Consider the following 19,319-nt stretch of genomic DNA (forward strand, 5'->3'; position numbering starts at 1 on the left):
AGTAATGGGGCAACAAAAAGGCCCCCGATTCGGGAGCCTTGTTGTTCAGCGATACGACTTACATGTTCGGGTAAGTCGGGCCGCCAGCGCCTTCCGGCGTGACCCAGGTGATGTTCTGCGAAGGGTCCTTGATGTCACAGGTCTTGCAGTGCACGCAGTTCTGGGCGTTGATCTGGAAGCGCTTCTCGCCGTCTTCCTTGGTGATCACTTCGTAGACGCCGGCCGGGCAGTAGCGCTGCGCCGGTTCGTCGTACAGCGGCAGGTTCTTGCTGATCGGGATGCTCGGGTCGGTCAGCTTCAGGTGGCACGGCTGCTCTTCTTCGTGGTTGGTACCGGAGATGAACACCGAACTCAGTTTGTCGAAGCTGAGTTTGCCGTCCGGCTTCGGATAGTCGATCTTCTTGCAGTCGGCCGCCAGCTTCAGGCAAGCGTAGTCCGGCTTGGTGTCGTGCAAGGTGAACGGCAGTTTGCCGCCGAAGATGTTCTGGTCGAGCCAGTTGAAACCACCGCCGACGATGGCGCCGAACTTGTGGATCGCCGGGCCGAAGTTGCGGCTGGCGAACAGTTCGTCGTAGAGCCAGCTCTTCTTGAACGCGTCCACGTAAGTGGTCAGTTCTTCAGTGCCATCCTTCTCGGCGAACAGTGCGTCGGCCACTGATTCAGCGGCGAGCATGCCGGATTTCATCGCGGTGTGGCTGCCCTTGATCTTGGCGAAGTTCAGGGTGCCGAGGTCGCAACCGATCAGTGCGCCGCCCTTGAACACCATTTTCGGCAACGAGTTCAGGCCACCTTTGCAGATCGCCCGGGCGCCGTAGCTGACGCGCTTGCCGCCTTCCAGGTACTGAGCCAGCACTGGGTGATGCTTGAGGCGCTGGAACTCGTCGAACGGCGACAGGTAAGTGTTGCTGTAGGACAGATCAACGATCAGACCGACCACCACCTGGTTGTTTTCCAGGTGATAGAGGAACGAGCCGCCGGTGTTCTCGGTGCCCATGATGTCCAGCGGCCAACCGGCAGTGTGTACTACCAGGCCTGGCTGATGCTTGGCCGGGTCGATTTCCCAGATTTCTTTCAAACCGATGCCGTAGTGCTGGGCGTCGGCATCGCTGTCGAGGTTGTAGCGTTTGATCAGTTGCTTGCCGATGTGGCCACGGCAGCCCTCGGCGAACAGCGTGTACTTGCCACGCAGTTCCATGCCCGGGGTGTACAGGCCCTCTTTCGGCTTGCCTTCACGGTCGACGCCCAGATCACCGGTGATGATCCCGCGCACGATGCCGCTTTCGTCGATCAAGGCTTCCTGAGCGGCGAAGCCCGGGTAGATTTCCACGCCGAGGTTTTCCGCCTGCTGTGCCAGCCAGCGGCACAGGTTGCCCAGGGAGATGATGTAGTTGCCTTCGTTGTGCATGGTCTTGGGCACAAAGAAGTCAGGAATTTTCTGCGCACTGTCGGCGTTTTTCAGGACGAAGATATCGTCGCGGGTGACCGGGGTATTCAGCGGGGCGCCGAGATCTTTCCAGTCCGGGAACAGTTCGTTCAGAGCGCGTGGTTCGAACACGGCACCGGAAAGGATGTGTGCGCCGACTTCGGAGCCTTTTTCGACCACGCAGACGCTGATTTCCTTACCGGCTTCGGCGGCCTTCTGCTTCAGACGGCAGGCGGCGGACAGGCCAGCGGGGCCGGCACCGACGATGACCACGTCGAATTCCATGTATTCGCGTTCCACAGGCTATCTCCTACTCAAGGCTCAACAGTTTTTTTTCTAATTTGGAGGTTCGGTGTCGTATCTGTTATTGCCTTTACGTTAACGTCAAGGGTAATAATGGACAAACCACCTTTCTCTCTAAGGCGGCGCATTATATCTACACCACTCTGAGCGTCCAATACAAACGTTTGTTTGAATCGGCTCCAGACCACAGAAATCAAAGAAGTGCGGCTTATGAACGGCCATTTTGCTGTATTGACCGGAATAGGCGTTCCGGTCAAGATACGGGCGGTTTTGCGCTCGTCGTAGGCAGACTGGCGGTTTCAAGAGCACCTCTAAAGACAGGGCACAGGCAGTTGAAGGTGATGCGCAGCGCAGGTCCGGCGCGCAGTTTACACACCACCACTGCACATGACTTCTCGGTCACCACTGACGAACGGTCATCGTCCTCGCCGGCGTTTTTAGAGGTGCCCTTGTGCCCGATGAGCATCAACCGCCAGGTTCGCCTAGGCGACTTTCTTTTCACCGGAGAGTAACGAGGAATCCATGAAGGTTCTTGTAGCTGTCAAACGCGTTGTGGATTACAACGTCAAGGTCCGCGTCAAGGCGGACAATTCCGGCGTCGACCTCGCCAACGTCAAGATGTCGATGAACCCGTTCTGCGAAATCGCAGTGGAAGAAGCCGTACGCCTGAAAGAGAAAGGCGTTGCGACTGAAATCGTCGTCGTCTCCATCGGCCCGTCCACCGCTCAGGAACAGCTGCGTACCGCACTGGCTCTGGGTGCCGACCGCGCCATCCTCGTCGAATCCGCTGAAGACCTGACTTCGCTGGCCGTGGCCAAGCTGCTCAAGGCTGTGGTCGACAAGGAACAGCCTCAGCTGGTGATCCTCGGTAAACAGGCGATCGACAGCGACAACAACCAGACCGGCCAGATGCTCGCTGCACTGAGCGGCTACGGTCAGGGTACTTTCGCCTCGAAAGTCGAAGTCTCCGGCGACAGCGTTGCCGTGACCCGCGAAATCGACGGCGGCGCGCAGACCGTTTCCCTGAAACTGCCGGCCATCGTCACCACCGACCTGCGTTTGAACGAGCCGCGCTACGCGTCCCTGCCAAACATCATGAAAGCCAAGAAGAAGCCTCTCGAAGTGCTGACTCCGGACGCTTTGGGCGTTTCCACCGCCTCCACCAACAAGACCCTGAAAGTCGAAGCGCCGGCTGCACGCAGCGCTGGCATCAAGGTCAAGTCGGTGGCTGAACTGGTCGAGAAACTGAAAAACGAAGCGAAGGTAATCTAAATGACTATCTTGGTTATTGCTGAACACGACAACAAAGTGCTGGCCCCGGCCACACTGAACACCGTGGCTGCTGCTGCCAAAATCGGCGGCGACATCCACGTGCTGGTGGCCGGTCAAGGCGCTGGCGCCGTGGCTGAAGCCGCTGCGAAAATCGCTGGCGTGAGCAAAGTCCTGAATGCTGACAACGCCGCTTACGCGCATCAGCTGCCGGAAAACATTGCGCCACTGGTCGCAGAGCTGGGCAAGGGCTACAGCCACATCCTGGCCGCCGCGACCTCCAACGGCAAAAACATCCTGCCGCGCGTTGCCGCTGCACTGGACGTTGACCAGATCTCCGAGATCATCTCGGTGGAAAGCGCTGACACCTTCAAGCGTCCGATCTATGCCGGTAACGCCATCGCTACCGTGCAATCGACCGCCGCAATCAAAGTGATCACCGTGCGTGCCACCGGTTTCGATCCGGTTGCCGCTGAAGGCGGTTCGGCGGCTGTTGAAGCGGTTGCCGCTGCGCACGACGCCGGCACGTCCAGCTTCGTCAGCGAAGAACTGGCCAAGTCCGATCGTCCGGAACTGACCGCTGCCAAGATCGTCGTTTCCGGCGGTCGCGGCATGCAGAACGGCGACAACTTCAAACACCTGTACGCGCTGGCCGACAAGCTGGGCGCCGCCGTCGGTGCTTCGCGCGCCGCAGTCGACGCCGGTTTCGTACCGAACGACATGCAGGTCGGTCAGACCGGCAAGATCGTTGCGCCACAGCTGTACATCGCCGTCGGTATCTCCGGCGCGATCCAGCACCTGGCCGGCATGAAAGACTCCAAAGTGATCGTTGCGATCAACAAGGACGAAGAAGCGCCGATCTTCCAGGTGGCCGATTACGGTCTGGTGGCGGACCTGTTCGAAGCAGTCCCTGAGCTGGAGAAGCTGGTCTAATCCGGCGGCTTCACTTATAAAGAGCCCGGCCTTCTGGTCGGGCTTTTTTTTGTCTCGGATTTGAGTGGGAGTGTGTTGCCATGGAGCTGCGCCGCAGGTTGTTATTGGGATTGATCCTCTTGCCGGGACTGGCCGCGGCCGCCGGCAAGTGCGAGCGCCTGGTCGTCACCGGCAGCCCGGACGCGCCGCCGTACCTGTGGCAGGACCCGCAAAATCCCAAACAGCTGATCGGCGCCAGTGCCGATCTGTTGCAACAAGTGGCCAAGGATCTCGGCATCAAGGTCGAGTTGCTGTACGCCGGCAAACGCGCTCAGGCGCTGGATGAGGTGCGCAGCGGGCGCATGGACATGCTGGCCGACACGCCGCTGATGTTCAACGAACTGGAAAACCTCGACTACATCTATCCGCCATTGCTGGAAAACGACTACCTGGTGTGGACGCGTAAAGGCTCGACGCTGCTCTACAGCGAGGCCAAGGATTTGCACGGGCACAGCGGCGGGCTGTCGGAAAAGTCTCGAATGACCCAGGCATTCGGCACTTTCGCCGAGCAGAACCTGACCCTGACACGCACGGCAAACCTTACCCAGGCCTTTCAGAAACTGCTTCTTGGTGAAGTGGAATATGTACTTGCCGGACGCTATTCGGGCATGGCGGCCGCGCAGGCGTTGGGCATGGCCAATGATCTGCTGGCGTTCGAGCAACCGATCGACCGGCCGGGGCTGTTCCTCGCGGTTTCCCACAACTCGGCCTGCAACGATCCGTGGTTGCGCGGACAGCTCGCTAAAAAGATGACAGAATTGCCCGCGTCCGGACTGACCGAAGCCGCGCTGCAACGCAACATCGAGCGCTGGAAGGCGCAGCAGCAACAACCGCAGCCAACGGTCAGTGCCCCAAAACAGTAGGGATTCTTAGTGAGTATTCGACCTCTTTTCGCGGCCATGGCCGTTCTGGCTCTGGCCGGCTGCGCCAACGATCCGGCACCCAACGAACAAATGCGTCTGACCGAGCAGGCCATCGCTCAGGCCAAGGCCGTGGGTGCCACCGCCGATGAAATGCCGGAAATGAAACTGGCTGAAGACAAGTTCAATCGCGCCAAGGGCAACATGGCCGACCAGTCGTACAAGAACGCGCGCATGCGTTCCGAGCAGGCCGAACTGGATGCGCGGCTGGCCGAAGCCAAAGTGCTGACGCAAAAGAGCGAAGAGCAATTGAATGTGCTGAACACCCGCATCATCCGCTTGCGCAAGCAACTGGGAGATGCCCAATGAGCCTTAAATCAAAAGCCCTTGGCGGTTTGATTCTGGCCGGTTGCGCGAGCCTCTACGGTTGCGCCGGTCAACACAGCGAAGCCGCTCTGACGCTAGCCAGCAGCGATTTTCAGAAGGTCAAGGAAGACTCCAACGTGCTGCGTATCGCGCCGAAAGATGTGATTCGCGCCGGTGAATCGCTGGCCCGTGCCGATCGTCTGTCGACCTATTGGGGCAGCGGCTCGGACGTGGCGCATTACGCCTACCTGAGTCAGCGCTACAGCGAAATTGCCCGTGAGCACACCAATCTGGTGCTCAACGAAGAGCGCGCGGCCAAGCTCGAACTGGAACGCCAACGCCTGCAACTGGCCCTGCGCGAGTCCAAACTGCTAAGCGTGCAGCAGCAGGGCAAATGGCTGGAAGAACAGATCGTTGCATTGGCCACGACTCAGACCGATCGCGGTCTGGTCATGACCCTCGGCGACGTGCTGTTCGACACCGGCGAGGCGGAGCTGAAAAACTCGGCCAACCGCGTGGTGCTAAAGATCGTGCAGTTCCTCCAGCTCAACCCGAAACGTGTGGTGCGCATCGAGGGCTACACCGACAGCACCGGCGGCAAACAGGAAAACCTCAAGCTGTCGCGCGATCGCGCCCAAGCGGTGGCCGATGTGCTGATGGATCTGGGCATCGACGACAAACGGATTCAGGTCGAAGGTTACGGCGACGAGTACCCGGTGGATGCCAACGCTTCCGAGCGCGGGCGGGCACAGAACCGTCGGGTGGAAATTGTGTTCTCCGACGAAAAAGGCCAGCTCGGCGCCGCCCGCTAATGTCCCGAACCCTGTAGGAGCTGCCGAAGGCTACGATCTTTTGATGTTGCTTTTAAGATCAAAAGATCGTCCGATCGCGGCCCGAGCCTTCGACAGCTCCTACAAAAGCCCGGGCTGCCATGCAGCGCCGGGCTTTTTACGTCTGTCGACTGGCGCGCAAATCCATACAGTTGTAGCTGACACAGCACTGTATGGTTGACTAAAGTGGCAACTGTCCCAGTACACTTCTAAACTGTTCCGGTATTGTTTCACACAAGAATAAAACGCCCGTGAAATCGAGTACTGCGTCATGACCAATCTCTTGCTCTACCAGCGTATTGCTCAGCAATTGGCAGAAGACATCCGCCGTGGCGTCTATCAGCCCGGGGAACGCGTGCCGTCGGTGCGCAAGATGAGTTCGCAGCTCAATGTCAGCCATGCGACGGTGTTGCAGGCGTACGCCAATCTCGAAGATCAGGGCCTGATCCGCGCGCGGCCGCAGTCCGGTTACTACGTGCACCAGACCCCGGCGTTGACCGCGCCGACGCCGGATATCGCCCGGGTCGAACGGCCGGGCCTGGTCACCCGCGCCAGCATCATTCAGCAAGTATTGGTCGAATCCCGTCGCGAAGGGGTGTTTCCCTTGGGCGCGGCGGTGCCGAGCGTCGAGTATTTGCCGGTGCGCGCCCTGCATCAGCAGTTGGCCAAGGTCACTCGATTCCACAGCCCACGGGCGTTCAGCTACATGTTCAGCCCGGGTTTCGAGCCATTACGCCGGCAAGTGGCGATCCGCATGCGCGACGCCGGGGTGGTGGTCGATCCTTCCGAAGTGGTGATCACCCACGGTTGCGTCGATGCCTTGCAGATGTCGCTGCGCGTCCTCACCCGTCCGGGCGATCTGATCGCCGCCGAATCACCGACCTATTACGGCCTGCTGCAACTGGCCGACCTGCTGGGCCTGAAAGTCATCGAGATCCCCAGCGATCCGGCCACTGGCATGAGCCTCGAAGCCCTGCAACTGGCGGCCAATCAATGGTCAATTAAGGCCTTGGTCCTGACCACGCGCCTGAGCAATCCACTGGGCGGCACCATGCCCGAAGAGCGGCAGAAACAATTGCTGCGTCTGGCTTCGGACTTCGATATCCAGATCGTCGAGGACGACATCTACGGCGAGTTGATGTTCGAGCAGGGCCGCACCAAAGCCCTGAAGGCTTACGACCGGCTGGATCGGGTGATCTACTGCTCGAGTTTCTCCAAGACCTTGTCGCCGGGCGTGCGCGTCGGCTGGATGATTGCCGGCAAATATCAGCAGGAAATCCAGCGTCTGCAGACGTTCACTACGCATTCGGCGTGCAGCGTGACGCAAATGGCGATTGCCGCTTATCTGGAAAATGGCGGTTATGACCGGCATTTACGGTACATCCGCCAGGAATACCGGAAAAACCTCAGCGCGTTCCAGCTGGCGGTGCAGCAGCACTTCCCCGAAGGCACGCAAATGACCCGGCCCACGGGCGGTTTCATCCTGTGGGTGAGTCTGCCGGGCAGGGTCAATACCCAGGATTTGCACGTGCGCGCATTGCAGCAGGGCATCAGCATTGCCCCGGGGCTGATCTTCAGTAATACCGAGCAGTTCAACCACTGTATCCGCCTGAATTGCGGCACGCCGTGGAATCGCGAAGCGGAGAGGGCGCTGATGACCCTCGGTTTGCTGGCGACGCAACTGTGTCAGGAAACCGCTGGCGGATTCTGAACGGACGGCGCGCCGTGCTTGTCTTGTGACGCTCAACAAGCGAGCATATGGCTCTCTGCCGTTAGTGTTGTCGGGTTCATGAAAGCGATTTTTCCTGCCACATGGATTTTGCTGGGTGTGTTGACGATGGGCCTCGCGCCCGGTGTCATGGCCGCCGCCGTTCAGGAAAAACCGCCAGCGTCCGCCTCGACAAGCACCGCGAGCGCCAGCAAAAAAGCCGCTGCCGATAAAAAGGCGCAGGCTAAAAAAGCCCCGCAAAAGAAAGCCGCCCCGGTGAAGAAACGCCCACCGATTGCTTCCAAGTCGAAACCGGCCAGTGAAGTGGTGAAAACCAGGCTGCCGCCGGCCAAACTGGACCTGAGTCTGCCCAAGGACATGGTCCAGCAACTCAAGCCCGCCGGCACCGTGCCGATGCCCAAACACGACGCGATCCTCCCGCAGATGTTCGGCGAGAAGAACAGCGGCTTTCAACTCAATGGTCGTCTGCTCAGCAACGAAATGCAGTTGCAGCTGCGCAACGAAGAACGTCGAGAAGTTGAAGGCGCGGCGCTGGATTTCGAGTTCAAGCAGTAAATCGATCGATCCGTAACCCGCAGACCAGACGCTTTGTCGGAGACTGGTCAGTCACATGCGGTTATCGGTAAAAACCCCGGTTCAGGGAATTTGAAACAACCGTTTTAGCGGTTACTCTGTCCGTGTCTCTTTAACACATTGCCCGTCGCGAGGACTCGCTCGTCATGAAATGCCGTGAAGGCTGTGGCGCTTGCTGCATTGCCCCTTCCATCAGTTCTGCCATTCCGGGCATGCCCGAGGGCAAACCTGCCGGCGAACGTTGCGTGCAGCTGTCGGTCGAAAACCTGTGCAAGATTTTCGGTCAGCCGGAACGTCCAGCAGTCTGTTCGGGATTTGCTGCCGATGTCGAAGTCTGTGGCAGCAGCTCGGAAGAAGCGATCAGATTGATCGGCTGGTGGGAGCAGATGACGGCGGCGTGATGTGTCTAACGAACGGAACTTCAACAATAAGGAATAAAATTATGGGTTCGCTGCATCGTATCGCTGTGTTGTGTGGTTTGACGGCCGTGCTGGCTACTTCGCTTGCTCAGGCCGAGGACTGGAAAGTCGCCAAGGAGCAGGACGGGATCAAGGTCTCGCTGGCCGAAGTGCCGGGTTCCGATTACAAGTCCTATCAGGGCGTTGCCCTGATGAAGACCACCGTTGCCAAACTGCGTGCTTTGCAGGAAGACGTCTCCGGTGCCTGCGCCTGGATCTACGAGTGCAAGGCGCAGAAGCTGCTCAAGCACGAGGGCGATCAGAGCTGGACCTACTCCCAATTCAACACGCCATGGCCAGTCACTTCGCGTGATTCGGTGCTGCATATCACCACCGTTGAAGGCGCTGATGGCAGCCTGACCCGCAACCTCGAAGGCGTGCCAAAGTACATTCCTGAGGAAAAGGGCTTTGTCCGCGTGACTCAAGTCAAAGGCTTCTGGAAGTTCGTACCCAAAGGCGATCAGGTCGAAGTGACCTATCAGGTGCACACCGAGCCAGGCGGCAGCGTACCGGCCATGGTGGCCAACAAGTTTGTCGTCGACGCACCGTTCAATACCCTTAAAGCCCTGAAAGAACGCGCAGAGAAGTAATCTGCGCGCTTACAGCAAAACGCCCCGATTGATTCGGGGCGTTTTTGTTTGGTCTTTATATTGTGTTTCCGGATATGCGTTGCACGAAATTTTCACAAAGTGTTCCAGACAATTCGTCCGCGCACTTTACTGCGTCCCTCTGCGGCTGCCTGTATGAAAGAGTCGGTAGCGGGGCAGTAATCAATGGCATTGCTGCCGTTGATCGTGCAACATTTGCGCACCGCGCACGCCCCGGGGTCTGGAATGGCCAATAGAGGGCATGGCGCCGCTGTATTTTGCAACTTCAACTTCCAATGGGTCCTAAAACGACATGGCAAACCCGGACGCCCTGAATCAGCAGCGATCTTCCACTCGCCTGCTGCAACCGACCGTCAAATCGCATCTGGCCTACACCCTGTTGTGTGCCCTGGTCATGATGGTGATGTTTTCCGTGCTGCGCCTCGCGCTGCTGGTCTACAACCGCGAGATGATCCTCGATACCCCGGCTTCGACCTTCCTCGAAGCCTTCGCCAACGGCCTGCGTTTCGACCTGCGCCTGGTGGTCTACGTCTGCGTTCCGCTGCTGCTGGCACTGTTCAGTGCACGGGCAATGGCGGCGCGTGGCTTCTTCCGCTTGTGGCTGACCGTGGTTTCCAGCATCGCGCTGTTCCTCGGCCTGATGGAGATGGACTTCTACCGTGAGTTCCACCAGCGTCTCAACGGCCTGGTGTTCCAGTACGTGAAGGAAGACCCGAAAACCGTGATGAGCATGCTCTGGTACGGTTTCCCGGTGGTGCGCTATCTGTTGGCGTGGGCCATCGGCACGGTAATCCTGACCCTGGCGTTCAAAGGCGCCGACCGTGCGACCCGTCCGCGCGGCCCGTTCAGCGGCGGGAACGTCGGCACCCGTCAGGTGGCGCCGTGGTACACCCGTCTGGCGGTGTTCGTGGTCTGCCTGCTGATCTGCGTGGTCGCGGCCCGTGGCACCCTGCGTCAGGGCCCGCCGCTGCGTTGGGGTGACGTGTACACCACCGAATCGAACTTCGCCAACCAGCTCGGCCTCAACGGTACGTTGTCGCTGATCGCGGCCGCCAAGGACCGCATGGGTGAAGATCGCAACAACATCTGGAAAGCCACTCTGCCGCAGGACCAGGCGCAGAAAGTGGTGCGCGAGATGCTGGTGATGCCGGACGACAAACTGGTCGACGCCGACATCGCTGCCGTACGTCGTGACTACACGCCGCCGGCCGACAAGACCCTGCCAATCAAGAACGTGGTCGTGATCCTGATGGAAAGCATGGCCGGTCACTCGGTAGGCGCCCTGGGCGCGCCGGGCAACATCACGCCGTACCTCGACAAACTGTCGAAGGAAGGCCTGCTGTTCGACCGCTTCTTCTCCAACGGCACGCACACCCACCAGGGCATGTTTGCGACCATGGCGTGCTTCCCGAACCTGCCGGGTTTCGAATACCTGATGCAGACCCCGGAAGGCAGCCACAAGCTCTCGGGCCTGCCGCAGCTGCTCAGCGCGCGCAAGTATGACGACGTCTACGTGTACAACGGTGACTTCGCCTGGGACAACCAGTCGGGCTTCTTCAGCAACCAGGGCATGACCAACTTCGTTGGCCGTAACGACTTCGTCAACCCGGTGTTCTCCGACCCGACCTGGGGCGTGTCCGACCAGGACATGTTCGACCGTGGTCTGCAGGAGCTGAAGGCCCGGGAAAACGGCAAGCCGTTCTACGCGCTGCTGCAAACCCTGTCCAACCACACGCCTTACGCCTTGCCGACACCGTTGCCGGTGGAGCGCGTGACGGATCGTGGTTCGCTCAACGAACACCTGACAGCCATGCGTTACGCCGACTGGGCACTCGGTCAGTTCTTCGAAAAAGCGCGCAAAGAGCCGTACTTCAAGGAAACCCTGTTCGTGATCGTCGGCGACCACGGTTTCGGCAACGAGCGTCAGATCACCGAAATGGACCTGGGTCGCTTCAACGTGCCGATGCTGATGATTGCCCCGGGCATCCAGGAGAAATTCGGTACCCGTGACCACACCGTGGGCACGCAGATCGACATCGTGCCGACCATCATGGGCCGTCTGGGTGGCGAAGTGCGTCATCAGTGCTGGGGCCGTGACTTGCTCAACCTGCCGGCCGGCGACACCGGTTTCGGCGTGATCAAGCCGTCGGGTAGCGAGCAGACGACCGCGATCGTCACCGCCGACCAGATCCTGGTACTGCCGAAAGAGAAGGAAATGGCGCCGAAGATCTATCAGTACCAACTGGGCGCGAACCCTTCGGCCGAGATCATTCCGGACGCACCGCGTACCGCTGAACTGAAACTCAAGCTGGAAGCGTTCCTGCAAACCGCGACCAAGAGTCTGATAGACAACACCGCCGGTGTGATCAACGGCAAGCCGGACTTATCAAGCGCTGGATAAAAAAAGAGGCCCATGAGGGCCTCTTTTTTTGTTCTGGGGTTTTATATCCTGCCAAGCAACAGCAAGACCAACAGCACCACCAATACCACGCCGATAATACCCGACGGGCCGTAACCCCAACTTCTGGAGTGCGGGAAGACCGGCAGACCACCGATCAGCAACAGGATCAGGATAATGATAAGAATTGTGCCCATGTCGATTTCCTTGTTGATAGTGTTCGAGAAGTCTTGATGTTCAACGGGCGACTGGCACTTGATTAATTCCAGCCGGCTTACCAATACCGACCGGTGCGCGTGAAAGAAAATTCAATGTTTTTTAGTCCGCAGGTTTATTTCCTTTAAAACGCAGGAGCGAAAGATCGCAGCCTTCGGCAGCTCCTACATCTGCTCCCTGTAGGAGCTGCCGAAGGCTGCGATCTTTTGACCCTGTATTCAGCACCCTGATGGAGCGTGGGGCGCGAAAGATCCTTCGCTACACTCCGCGCATCTCCTACGGAACAACAAGGCTGTCGGCTATGCAAAATCGCATGATGATCACTGGCGCGGGTTCGGGTTTGGGGCGGGAAATCGCGCTGCGCTGGGCGCGTGAAGGCTGGCAACTGGCGTTGTCCGATGTCAGCGAGCCCGGCCTGCAGGAAACCCTGAAACTGGTGCGTGAAGCCGGTGGCGACGGGTTCACTCAACGCTGCGATGTGCGCGATTACAGCCAGCTCACCGCTTTGGCCCAGGCTTGCGAAGTCAAGTTCGGTGGCATCGATGTGATCGTCAACAATGCGGGAGTGGCATCCGGTGGCTTCTTCAGCGAACTGTCGCTGGAAGACTGGGACTGGCAGATCGCGATCAACCTGATGGGCGTGGTCAAGGGCTGCAAGGCGTTCCTGCCGCTGCTCGAACAGAGCAAAGGCAAGATCATTAACATTGCCTCGATGGCGGCATTGATGCAGGGCCCGGCCATGAGCAACTACAACGTGGCCAAGGCCGGGGTAGTGGCGTTGTCCGAGAGCCTGCTGGTGGAACTGGCGCAGCAGGAAGTCGGTGTGCATGTGGTTTGCCCGTCGTTCTTCCAGACCAACTTGCTCGATTCGTTCCGTGGCCCGACCCCGGCGATGAAAGCGCAGGTGGGTAAGTTGCTGGAAAGTTCGCCGATCAGCGCTGCGGACATCGCCGACTACATCTATCAGCACGTAGCGGCCGGCGAGTTCATGATCCTGCCGCACGAACAGGGCCGCATGGCCTGGGCGCTCAAGCAGAAGAATCCGCAATTGCTCTACAACGAAATGACCAGCATGGCCGATAAAATGCGCGCCAAGGCCAGACAAACCAACGGCTGAACTTGCCCCCTGAATCTCGCGTGGTTAGGGTGGCCGCATTGGTCACCCTGTCGAGACGCATCAATGCTCAATTACCTGTGGTTCTTTCTCGCGGCGCTGTTTGAAATCGCTGGCTGTTTCGCTTTTTTCATGTGGCTGCGTCAGGGCAAAAGTGCCCTGTGGGTGATTCCGGCGCTGTTCAGTCTGACCCTGTTCGCGCTGTTATTGACCCGGGTCGAAGCAGCGTATGCCGGTCGCGCCTATGCCGCATATGGCGGCATCTACATCGTGACCTCGATCGCCTGGCTGGCAGTGGTGGAGCGCGTGCGCCCGTTGGGTTCGGACTGGATCGGCGTGGCGTTGTGTGTGATCGGGGCCAGCGTGATTCTGTTCGGCCCACGCTTTTCCGCCGCTTGAGGCGAGTCCGTTTAACGATTTGCAGGAAAGGTCTGACAGGCGCGGCGCTGAGGGGCGTAGGGCAAGACTGAATTGCTCGCCGCGCATTGTCGAGCGCCCGCGCACCGCGCATCTTCAGGGCTGGTTAACCCTGAAGGACGAATTCCATGCTTGTACTCAGCCGTGTTGTGGGCGAATTGATTTCCATCGGTGATGACATTTCCGTGCGCGTCTTGTCCGTCAACGGAAGCAATGTGCGCTTCGGTGTCGAGGCGCCGCAGAAGGTCAATGTGCACCGCGCCGAAGTCTACGAACGGATCCAGCGCAAACAGACCACGCAAAAGGTCCGCTAGTCGAACAGATGCTTGGGCACGTCGTGCTTGAGCATCAGTTGGCACTGCTCGCTTTCCGGGTCGAACACGATCAGCGCCTGGCCTTTGGTCAGCGCCTGACGCACGCGCAGTACGCGGGTTTCCAGCGGTGTGTCGTCACCGTTGTCGGTGCCGTCGCGGGTGACGAAATCCTCGATCAGGCGGGTGAGGGTGTCGACTTCAAGAGCGTCGTAAGGAATCAGCATGGGCACCTCGGCTAAATCAATGGCGCGATGCTACGGCGATTGCGGGTTGCCTGCCAGTTTTGTGTGGGCAGTGACGGCCTCATCGCGAGCAGGCTCACTCCTACAGTTGGGAATGCATACCCCTGTAGGAGTGAGCCTGCTCGCGATAGCCATAATCCAGACAGCCAACAATCAACTGTCGGAACGCTGCCCCACCAGACTGTCCACCGGCGGCACCCGAGTATCGCTCTCCATCTGCGTCTCATGTTCGATCTGATGACTGAAGCGATCCAGCGAGGCATTGGCCGGTGCCGCATCACTGGCAAATACCGGTGGGCTGAGGATGTAAGCGCCGAGCAGACGACTCAGCGCAGCCAGGCTGTCGATGTGCGTGCGTTCGTAACCGTGGGTGGCATCGCAGCCGAAGGCCAGCAGGGCGGTGCGGATGTCGTGGCCGGCGGTGACCGCCGAATGCGCGTCGCTGAAGTAATAACGGAACAGGTCGCGGCGCACCGGCAGCTCGTTTTCACCGGCCAGGCGCAGCAAATGCCGGGACAGGTGATAGTCGTAAGGACCACCGGAATCCTGCATCGCCACGCTCACCGCGTGCTCGCTGGAATGCTGGCCGGGTGCGACCGGCGCGATGTCGATGCCGACAAATTCGCTGACGTCCCACGGCAACGCCGCCGCCGCGCCACTGCCGGTTTCTTCGGTGATGGTGAACAGCGGGTGACAGTCGATCATCAGTTCCTGACCGCTCTCGACGATGGCTTTGAGCGCCGCGAGCAACGCTGCGACCCCGGCCTTGTCGTCGAGGTGACGGGCGCTGATGTGGCCGCTTTCGGTGAACTCCGGCAGCGGATCGAAGGCCACCACGTCGCCGACGCTGATGCCCAGCGAGTCGCAATCGGCCTTGGTGGCGCAGTAGGCGTCCAGGCGCAGTTCGACGTGATCCCAGCTGATCGGCATCTCGTCCACTGCGGTGTTGAACGCGTGCCCGGACGCCATCAACGGCAGCACGCTGCCGCGAATCACGCCGTTGTCGGTGAACAGGCTGACGCGGCTGCCCTCGGCAAAGCGGCTTGACCAGCAGCCGACCGGGGCGAGGCTCAGGCGCCCGTTGTCCTTCACCGCACGTACCGCAGCGCCAATGGTGTCGAGGTGTGCGGAGACGGCGCGGTCAGGACTGTTCTTTTTGCCCTTGAGGGTCGCGCGAATCGTGCCGCGGCGGGTCATCTCGAAGGGGATGCCGAGTTCTTCCAGACGCTCGGCGACGTAGCGCACGATGGTGTCGGTGAACCCGGTGGGGCTGGGAATGGCGAGCATCTCCAGCAGGACTTTTTGCAGGTAGTTCAGATCCGGTTCAGGGATTTGTGTCGTCATGGAAACTCCTGATGAGTTGAGGCGGATCGATGGTTTCGATGAGGGGGATATGTGTTGCCTGTCAGGGCCTCATCGCTGGCAAGCCAGCTCCCACAGTGATTGAGTACACCGCCGAACCTGTGGGAGCTGGCTTGCCAGCGATGGGGCCAGGTCAGTCACTACATGATCAGGAAACCGCCGGCTGACTGTGCGGAAACAGCAAATCGACAAAGCGTTCCGCCGTCGGTTGCGGTTCGTGGTTGGCCAGTCCCGCGCGTTCGTTGGCTTCGATGAACACGTACTCCGGCTGATCCGCTGCCGGCACCATCAGGTCGAGGCCGACCATTGGAATATCCAACGCCCGCGCCGCACGCACGGCGGCATCGACCAGGGTCGGATGCAGAATCGCCGTGACATCCTCCAGCGTGCCGCCGGTGTGCAGATTGGCCGTGCGGCGCACGAACAGATGCTCGCCGGCCGGCAGGATGCTGCTGTAGTCATAACCGGCTGCGTGCAGGGTGCGTTGGGTTTCGTGATCCAGTGGAATCTTGCTCTCGCCACTGGTCGCGGCTTGTCGGCGTCGGCTTTGGGCTTCGATCAGCGCACCAATCGAGTGGTGGCCGTCACCAACCACTTCCGCCGGACGACGAATCGCCGCCGCGACCACTTCAAAGCCGATCACCAGAATCCGCAGGTCCAGCCCTTCATGGAAACTTTCCAGCAGCACGCGGCTGTCAAACCGCTTGGCGGATTCGATGGCTTTCTGCACCTCTTCGATGCTCTGCAAATCCACCGCTACGCCCTGACCCTGTTCACCGTCGAGCGGCTTGACCACCACCCGCTGATGCTCGTCGAGGAACGCCAGATTGTCGTCGGCATTGCCCGCCAATTGTTGCGCGGGCAGCTTCAGGCCGGCGGCTTTCAGCACTTTGTGAGTCAGGCTTTTGTCCTGGCACAGGCTCATGCTGATGGCGCTGGTCAGGTCGCTCAGCGATTCGCGACAACGCACGCGGCGCCCGCCGTGGCTGAGGGTGAACAGCCCGGCTTCGGCGTCATCCACCTGCACATCGATGCCGCGCCGGTGGGCTTCTTCGACAATGATCCGTGCATACGGATTGAAGTTGGCTTCCGGTCCGGGACCAAGGAACAGCGTCTGGTTGATGCCGTTCTTGCGCTTGATGGCGAAGGTCGAGAGGTTGCGAAAACCGAGCTTGGCGTAAAGATTCTTGGCTTGCCGGTTGTCGTGCAGCACCGACAGGTCGAGGTAGCTCAGCCCGCGACTCATGAAGTGTTCGACCAAATGCCGCACCAGCACTTCGCCGACACCGGGGCGTGAACACTGCGGATCGACCGCCAGGCACCACAGGCTGCTGCCATGTTCCGGATCGTTGAAGGCTTTTTGATGATTCAAACCCATGACGCTGCCGATCACTGCGCCGCTGTCTTCATCTTCCGCCAACCAGTACACCGGGCCGCCCTGGTGATGCGGGGTCAGGCGCGAAGCTTCGATCGGCAGCATGCCGCGCGCCTGGTACAGCAGGTTGATCGCTTGCCAGTCCGCCTCGCTTTGTGCGCGGCGAATGCGGAAGCCGCGAAACACTCGAGTGGCCTGGCGATAATCGCTGAACCACAGGCGCAGGGTGTCGGAAGGATCGAGGAACAGTTGCGTCGGCTCTAGCCCCAAGATCTGTTGCGGCGCGGCGACGTACAGGGCGATATCGCGCTCGCCCGGCTGCTCGTTGAGCAGTTCCTGCGCCAGTGTCGCCGGGTCGGGAAAGGTGTGGCCGATCAGCAGCCGGCCCCAACCGCAATGCACGGCGATGGGCTCGGGGCCGACTGCGCTGCCGTCTTCGGCCAGACGCGCCTGCAGACGTTCATACGACGGTGTCTGACCGCGCAGCAGGCGTTGGTTGATAGCCGTGGCGTGAGGTTTCATCAATCAGATTCCTTGTTCACTGAGCCACAGGTTCAGGGCCGCCAGTTGCCACAGTTTCGAACCGCGCAACGGCGTCAGTTGGCCTTGCGGATCCGTCAACAGTTGGTCGAGCATGGCCGGGTTGAACAGGCCACGATCCTGGCTCGGATCCAGCAGCAGCTCACGCACCCAGTTCAAGGTGTCGCCCTGCAAATGCTTGAGACCCGGTACCGGGAAATAGCCTTTCTTGCGGTCGATCACTTCGCTTGGAATCACCAGGCGCGCGGCTTCTTTCAGCACTTGCTTGCCACCGTCCGGCAGCTTGAACTGGCCGGGAATCCGCGCCGAGAGTTCCACCAGACGGTAATCGAGAAACGGCGTACGCGCTTCCAGGCCCCAGGCCATGGTCATGTTGTCGACGCGTTTGACCGGGTCGTCCACCAGCATCACCGTGCTGTCCAGACGCAGGGCTTTGTCTACCGCGGCATCCGCGCCGGGCAGAGCGAAATGTTCTTTGACGAAGTCGCCGGCTGCGTCATTCGCGGTCAGCCACTTCGGCTGCACGGTGGCCGCGTAGTCGTCGTAGCTGCGGTCGAAAAATGCCGCGCGATAGGCCGCGTACGGATCGGCCGCGCCATCGACTTGCGGGTACCAGTGGTAACCGGCGAACAGTTCGTCAGCGCCTTGGCCGCTTTGCACCACTTTGCAGTGCTTGGCCACTTCGCGGGACAACAGATAAAACGCGATGCAGTCGTGGCTGACCATCGGCTCGCTCATTGCGCGGAACGCGGCGGGCAGTTGCTCGATGATCTCTTTTTCGTCGATGCGCAATTGATGGTGCTGGGTGCCGTAATGCTTGGCGATCAGGTCCGAATACTGAAACTCGTCACCGCGCTCGCCGCCCGCATCCTGGAAACCGATGGAGAAGGTCGACAGATTCTCCACGCCGACTTCCCGCAACAGACCGACCAGCATGCTTGAATCGACACCGCCGGAAAGCAGCACCCCGACATCCACCGCCGCCCGCTGTCGGATCGCTACCGCTTCGCGAGTGCTGTCGAGCACGCGATCACGCCAGTCTTCGAGGGTCAGATTTTTCTCGTCGTCGTGTGGGCCGTAGGGCAGAGTCCACCAGGTTTTCTGCTCGGTGCGGCCATCGGCTTCAACTCGCATCCAGGTCGCTGGCGGCAGCTTTTCGATGCCCGCCAACAGGGTGCGTGGCGCCGGCACCACGGCGTGGAAGTTCAGGTAATGATTGAGCGCCACCGGATCGAGGATCGGGTTGATGTCGCCACCCTTGAGCAGCGCCGGCAGCGCCGAGGCGAAACGCAAGCGCTGGCCGGTACGCGACAGGTACAAAGGCTTCACGCCGAGACGGTCGCGAGCGATGAACAGACGCTGGGCGTCGCGTTCCCAGATGGCAAAGGCAAACATGCCGTTGAGTTTTGGCAGCAGCGCTTCGCCCCAGGCGTGGTAACCCTTGAGCAACACTTCGGTGTCGCCACCGGAATAGAAGGCGTAACCGAGCGCTTCGAGTTCGGCACGCAGTTCCGGGAAGTTGTAGATCGCGCCGTTGAAGGCCAGGGACAGGCCCAGTTGGCTGTCGATCATCGGCTGCGCCGAGCCGTCCGACAGGTCCATGATTTTCAGGCGACGATGGCCCAGGGCAATCGGCCCTTGGGCATGGAAGCCCCACGCGTCAGGGCCGCGAGGGGCCAGGTGATGGGTGATGCGCTCTACCGCTGCAAGGTCTGCAGGTTGATGATCAAAACGTAACTCGCCAGCTAATCCGCACATAAGGTCCTTACCGGTTTTTCCGTTGGGGAAGGTGTCGCTGAACCGCGCCGAAATGGTCGGTACCCAGAAACTGACCCGGTGTGGAGGTGGGAGTTTTAGAACGATCGGTTATAAGCAAGCCGGCCTGACCAATGGGCCAATATCATTCTGTCTGAGGCCGTAGGCGGTAGATAAATATTCAAAACATGTGGA

Annotated in this window: 19 protein-coding genes; 13 read left to right on the forward strand and 6 right to left on the reverse strand. The window is 59.9% G+C overall.

All coding sequences use genetic code 11. The features are described 5' to 3' along the window. Positions 1–58 precede the first annotated feature (58 nt). Positions 59–1,723, reverse strand: coding sequence for an electron transfer flavoprotein-ubiquinone oxidoreductase (locus ACXR0M_RS17070; RefSeq protein WP_458832982.1), 1,665 nt, complete (start codon positions 1,721–1,723; stop codon positions 59–61). Between the two features lie 525 nt (positions 1,724–2,248). Between ACXR0M_RS17070 and ACXR0M_RS17075 the strand changes: the two genes are divergently transcribed. From ACXR0M_RS17075 to ACXR0M_RS17120, 10 genes are all read left to right on the forward strand, one after another. Continuing rightward, positions 2,249–2,998: an electron transfer flavoprotein subunit beta/FixA family protein gene (locus ACXR0M_RS17075; RefSeq protein ID WP_003226982.1), complete on the forward strand. Its 750-nt coding sequence runs from the start codon at positions 2,249–2,251 to the stop codon at positions 2,996–2,998. After that, positions 2,999–3,928, forward strand: a complete 930-nt coding sequence (locus ACXR0M_RS17080; RefSeq protein ID WP_458832983.1) for an electron transfer flavoprotein subunit alpha/FixB family protein — start codon at positions 2,999–3,001, stop codon at positions 3,926–3,928. 80 nt (positions 3,929–4,008) lie between these two features. Continuing rightward, the gene (locus ACXR0M_RS17085; RefSeq protein WP_458832984.1) at positions 4,009–4,830 is read left to right on the forward strand and encodes a substrate-binding periplasmic protein; all 822 of its coding nucleotides are present in this window, start codon (positions 4,009–4,011) and stop codon (positions 4,828–4,830) included. Between the two features lie 9 nt (positions 4,831–4,839). Continuing rightward, complete coding sequence (locus ACXR0M_RS17090) at positions 4,840–5,196, forward strand: DUF4398 domain-containing protein (RefSeq protein WP_458832985.1); 357 nt, start codon at positions 4,840–4,842, stop codon at positions 5,194–5,196. Beyond that, on the forward strand, positions 5,193–6,005 hold the full coding sequence (locus tag ACXR0M_RS17095) for an OmpA family protein (protein ID WP_458832986.1): 813 nt from the start codon (positions 5,193–5,195) through the stop codon (positions 6,003–6,005). Before ACXR0M_RS17090 ends, ACXR0M_RS17095 begins: the two co-directional genes overlap by 4 nt. 289 nt (positions 6,006–6,294) lie before the next feature. Further along, positions 6,295–7,734 carry an aminotransferase-like domain-containing protein gene (locus ACXR0M_RS17100; protein ID WP_458832987.1) on the forward strand — a complete coding sequence of 480 codons (1,440 nt, stop codon included), beginning with the start codon at positions 6,295–6,297 and terminating at the stop codon, positions 7,732–7,734. Positions 7,735–7,812: 78 nt separating this feature from the next. Further along, positions 7,813–8,307: a translation initiation factor 2 gene (locus ACXR0M_RS17105; protein ID WP_458832988.1), complete on the forward strand. Its 495-nt coding sequence runs from the start codon at positions 7,813–7,815 to the stop codon at positions 8,305–8,307. Positions 8,308–8,471: 164 nt separating this feature from the next. Next, positions 8,472–8,726, forward strand: coding sequence for a YkgJ family cysteine cluster protein (locus ACXR0M_RS17110; protein ID WP_458832989.1), 255 nt, complete (start codon positions 8,472–8,474; stop codon positions 8,724–8,726). 41 nt (positions 8,727–8,767) lie between these two features. Next, on the forward strand, positions 8,768–9,373 hold the full coding sequence (locus tag ACXR0M_RS17115; protein WP_458832990.1) for an START domain-containing protein: 606 nt from the start codon (positions 8,768–8,770) through the stop codon (positions 9,371–9,373). 310 nt (positions 9,374–9,683) lie between these two features. Then, positions 9,684–11,792, forward strand: coding sequence for an LTA synthase family protein (locus ACXR0M_RS17120; RefSeq protein WP_458832991.1), 2,109 nt, complete (start codon positions 9,684–9,686; stop codon positions 11,790–11,792). 41 nt (positions 11,793–11,833) lie between these two features. Here ACXR0M_RS17120 and ACXR0M_RS17125 read toward each other — a convergent pair whose 3' ends face one another. Then, positions 11,834–11,992 (reverse strand): DUF3309 family protein, encoded by a 159-nt coding sequence (locus tag ACXR0M_RS17125; protein WP_169432680.1) that lies wholly within the window; start codon positions 11,990–11,992, stop codon positions 11,834–11,836. A gap of 314 nt (positions 11,993–12,306) precedes the next feature. On the opposite strand from ACXR0M_RS17125, the gene ACXR0M_RS17130 reads away from it, so the two are divergent. The 3 genes from ACXR0M_RS17130 to csrA all read left to right on the forward strand — a co-directional run bounded on the left by ACXR0M_RS17130 (position 12,307) and on the right by csrA (position 13,850). Continuing rightward, on the forward strand, positions 12,307–13,122 hold the full coding sequence (locus tag ACXR0M_RS17130) for an SDR family oxidoreductase (RefSeq protein WP_458832992.1): 816 nt from the start codon (positions 12,307–12,309) through the stop codon (positions 13,120–13,122). Positions 13,123–13,185: 63 nt separating this feature from the next. Then, positions 13,186–13,518 carry a YnfA family protein gene (locus ACXR0M_RS17135; RefSeq protein WP_458832993.1) on the forward strand — a complete coding sequence of 111 codons (333 nt, stop codon included), beginning with the start codon at positions 13,186–13,188 and terminating at the stop codon, positions 13,516–13,518. A gap of 146 nt (positions 13,519–13,664) precedes the next feature. Beyond that, the gene (gene csrA / locus ACXR0M_RS17140; protein WP_458832994.1) at positions 13,665–13,850 is read left to right on the forward strand and encodes a carbon storage regulator CsrA; all 186 of its coding nucleotides are present in this window, start codon (positions 13,665–13,667) and stop codon (positions 13,848–13,850) included. On the opposite strand, the gene ACXR0M_RS17145 is transcribed toward csrA, so the two are convergent. The 4 genes from ACXR0M_RS17145 to ACXR0M_RS17160 form a co-directional block, all read right to left on the reverse strand. Next, positions 13,847–14,074 carry a YheU family protein gene (locus tag ACXR0M_RS17145; RefSeq protein ID WP_003192759.1) on the reverse strand — a complete coding sequence of 76 codons (228 nt, stop codon included), beginning with the start codon at positions 14,072–14,074 and terminating at the stop codon, positions 13,847–13,849. The genes csrA and ACXR0M_RS17145 overlap by 4 nt on opposite strands. 171 nt (positions 14,075–14,245) lie before the next feature. Beyond that, positions 14,246–15,436 (reverse strand): osmoprotectant NAGGN system M42 family peptidase, encoded by a 1,191-nt coding sequence (locus ACXR0M_RS17150; RefSeq protein ID WP_458832995.1) that lies wholly within the window; start codon positions 15,434–15,436, stop codon positions 14,246–14,248. A gap of 166 nt (positions 15,437–15,602) precedes the next feature. Next, positions 15,603–17,351 carry an N-acetylglutaminylglutamine synthetase gene (gene ngg / locus ACXR0M_RS17155; protein ID WP_458832996.1) on the reverse strand — a complete coding sequence of 583 codons (1,749 nt, stop codon included), beginning with the start codon at positions 17,349–17,351 and terminating at the stop codon, positions 15,603–15,605. Positions 17,352–17,354: 3 nt separating this feature from the next. Further along, positions 17,355–19,127 (reverse strand): N-acetylglutaminylglutamine amidotransferase, encoded by a 1,773-nt coding sequence (locus tag ACXR0M_RS17160; RefSeq protein ID WP_458832997.1) that lies wholly within the window; start codon positions 19,125–19,127, stop codon positions 17,355–17,357. Positions 19,128–19,319: the final 192 nt, after the last annotated feature.

Source organism: Pseudomonas sp. Eth.TT006 (assembly GCF_054456575.1).

Coding starts and splice junctions, on each gene's coding strand:
- ACXR0M_RS17075 (WP_003226982.1), top strand. CDS start 2,249: ATGAAGGTTCTTGTAGCTGTCAAACGCGTTGTGGATTACAACGTCAAG.
- ACXR0M_RS17080 (WP_458832983.1), top strand. CDS start 2,999: ATGACTATCTTGGTTATTGCTGAACACGACAACAAAGTGCTGGCCCCG.
- ACXR0M_RS17085 (WP_458832984.1), top strand. CDS start 4,009: ATGGAGCTGCGCCGCAGGTTGTTATTGGGATTGATCCTCTTGCCGGGA.
- ACXR0M_RS17095 (WP_458832986.1), top strand. CDS start 5,193: ATGAGCCTTAAATCAAAAGCCCTTGGCGGTTTGATTCTGGCCGGTTGC.
- ACXR0M_RS17100 (WP_458832987.1), top strand. CDS start 6,295: ATGACCAATCTCTTGCTCTACCAGCGTATTGCTCAGCAATTGGCAGAA.
- ACXR0M_RS17105 (WP_458832988.1), top strand. CDS start 7,813: ATGAAAGCGATTTTTCCTGCCACATGGATTTTGCTGGGTGTGTTGACG.
- ACXR0M_RS17110 (WP_458832989.1), top strand. CDS start 8,472: ATGAAATGCCGTGAAGGCTGTGGCGCTTGCTGCATTGCCCCTTCCATC.
- ACXR0M_RS17115 (WP_458832990.1), top strand. CDS start 8,768: ATGGGTTCGCTGCATCGTATCGCTGTGTTGTGTGGTTTGACGGCCGTG.
- ACXR0M_RS17120 (WP_458832991.1), top strand. CDS start 9,684: ATGGCAAACCCGGACGCCCTGAATCAGCAGCGATCTTCCACTCGCCTG.
- ACXR0M_RS17130 (WP_458832992.1), top strand. CDS start 12,307: ATGCAAAATCGCATGATGATCACTGGCGCGGGTTCGGGTTTGGGGCGG.
- ACXR0M_RS17135 (WP_458832993.1), top strand. CDS start 13,186: ATGCTCAATTACCTGTGGTTCTTTCTCGCGGCGCTGTTTGAAATCGCT.
- csrA (WP_458832994.1), top strand. CDS start 13,665: ATGCTTGTACTCAGCCGTGTTGTGGGCGAATTGATTTCCATCGGTGAT.
- ACXR0M_RS17145 (WP_003192759.1), bottom strand. CDS start 14,074: ATGCTGATTCCTTACGACGCTCTTGAAGTCGACACCCTCACCCGCCTG.
- ACXR0M_RS17150 (WP_458832995.1), bottom strand. CDS start 15,436: ATGACGACACAAATCCCTGAACCGGATCTGAACTACCTGCAAAAAGTC.
- ngg (WP_458832996.1), bottom strand. CDS start 17,351: ATGAAACCTCACGCCACGGCTATCAACCAACGCCTGCTGCGCGGTCAG.
- ACXR0M_RS17160 (WP_458832997.1), bottom strand. CDS start 19,127: ATGTGCGGATTAGCTGGCGAGTTACGTTTTGATCATCAACCTGCAGAC.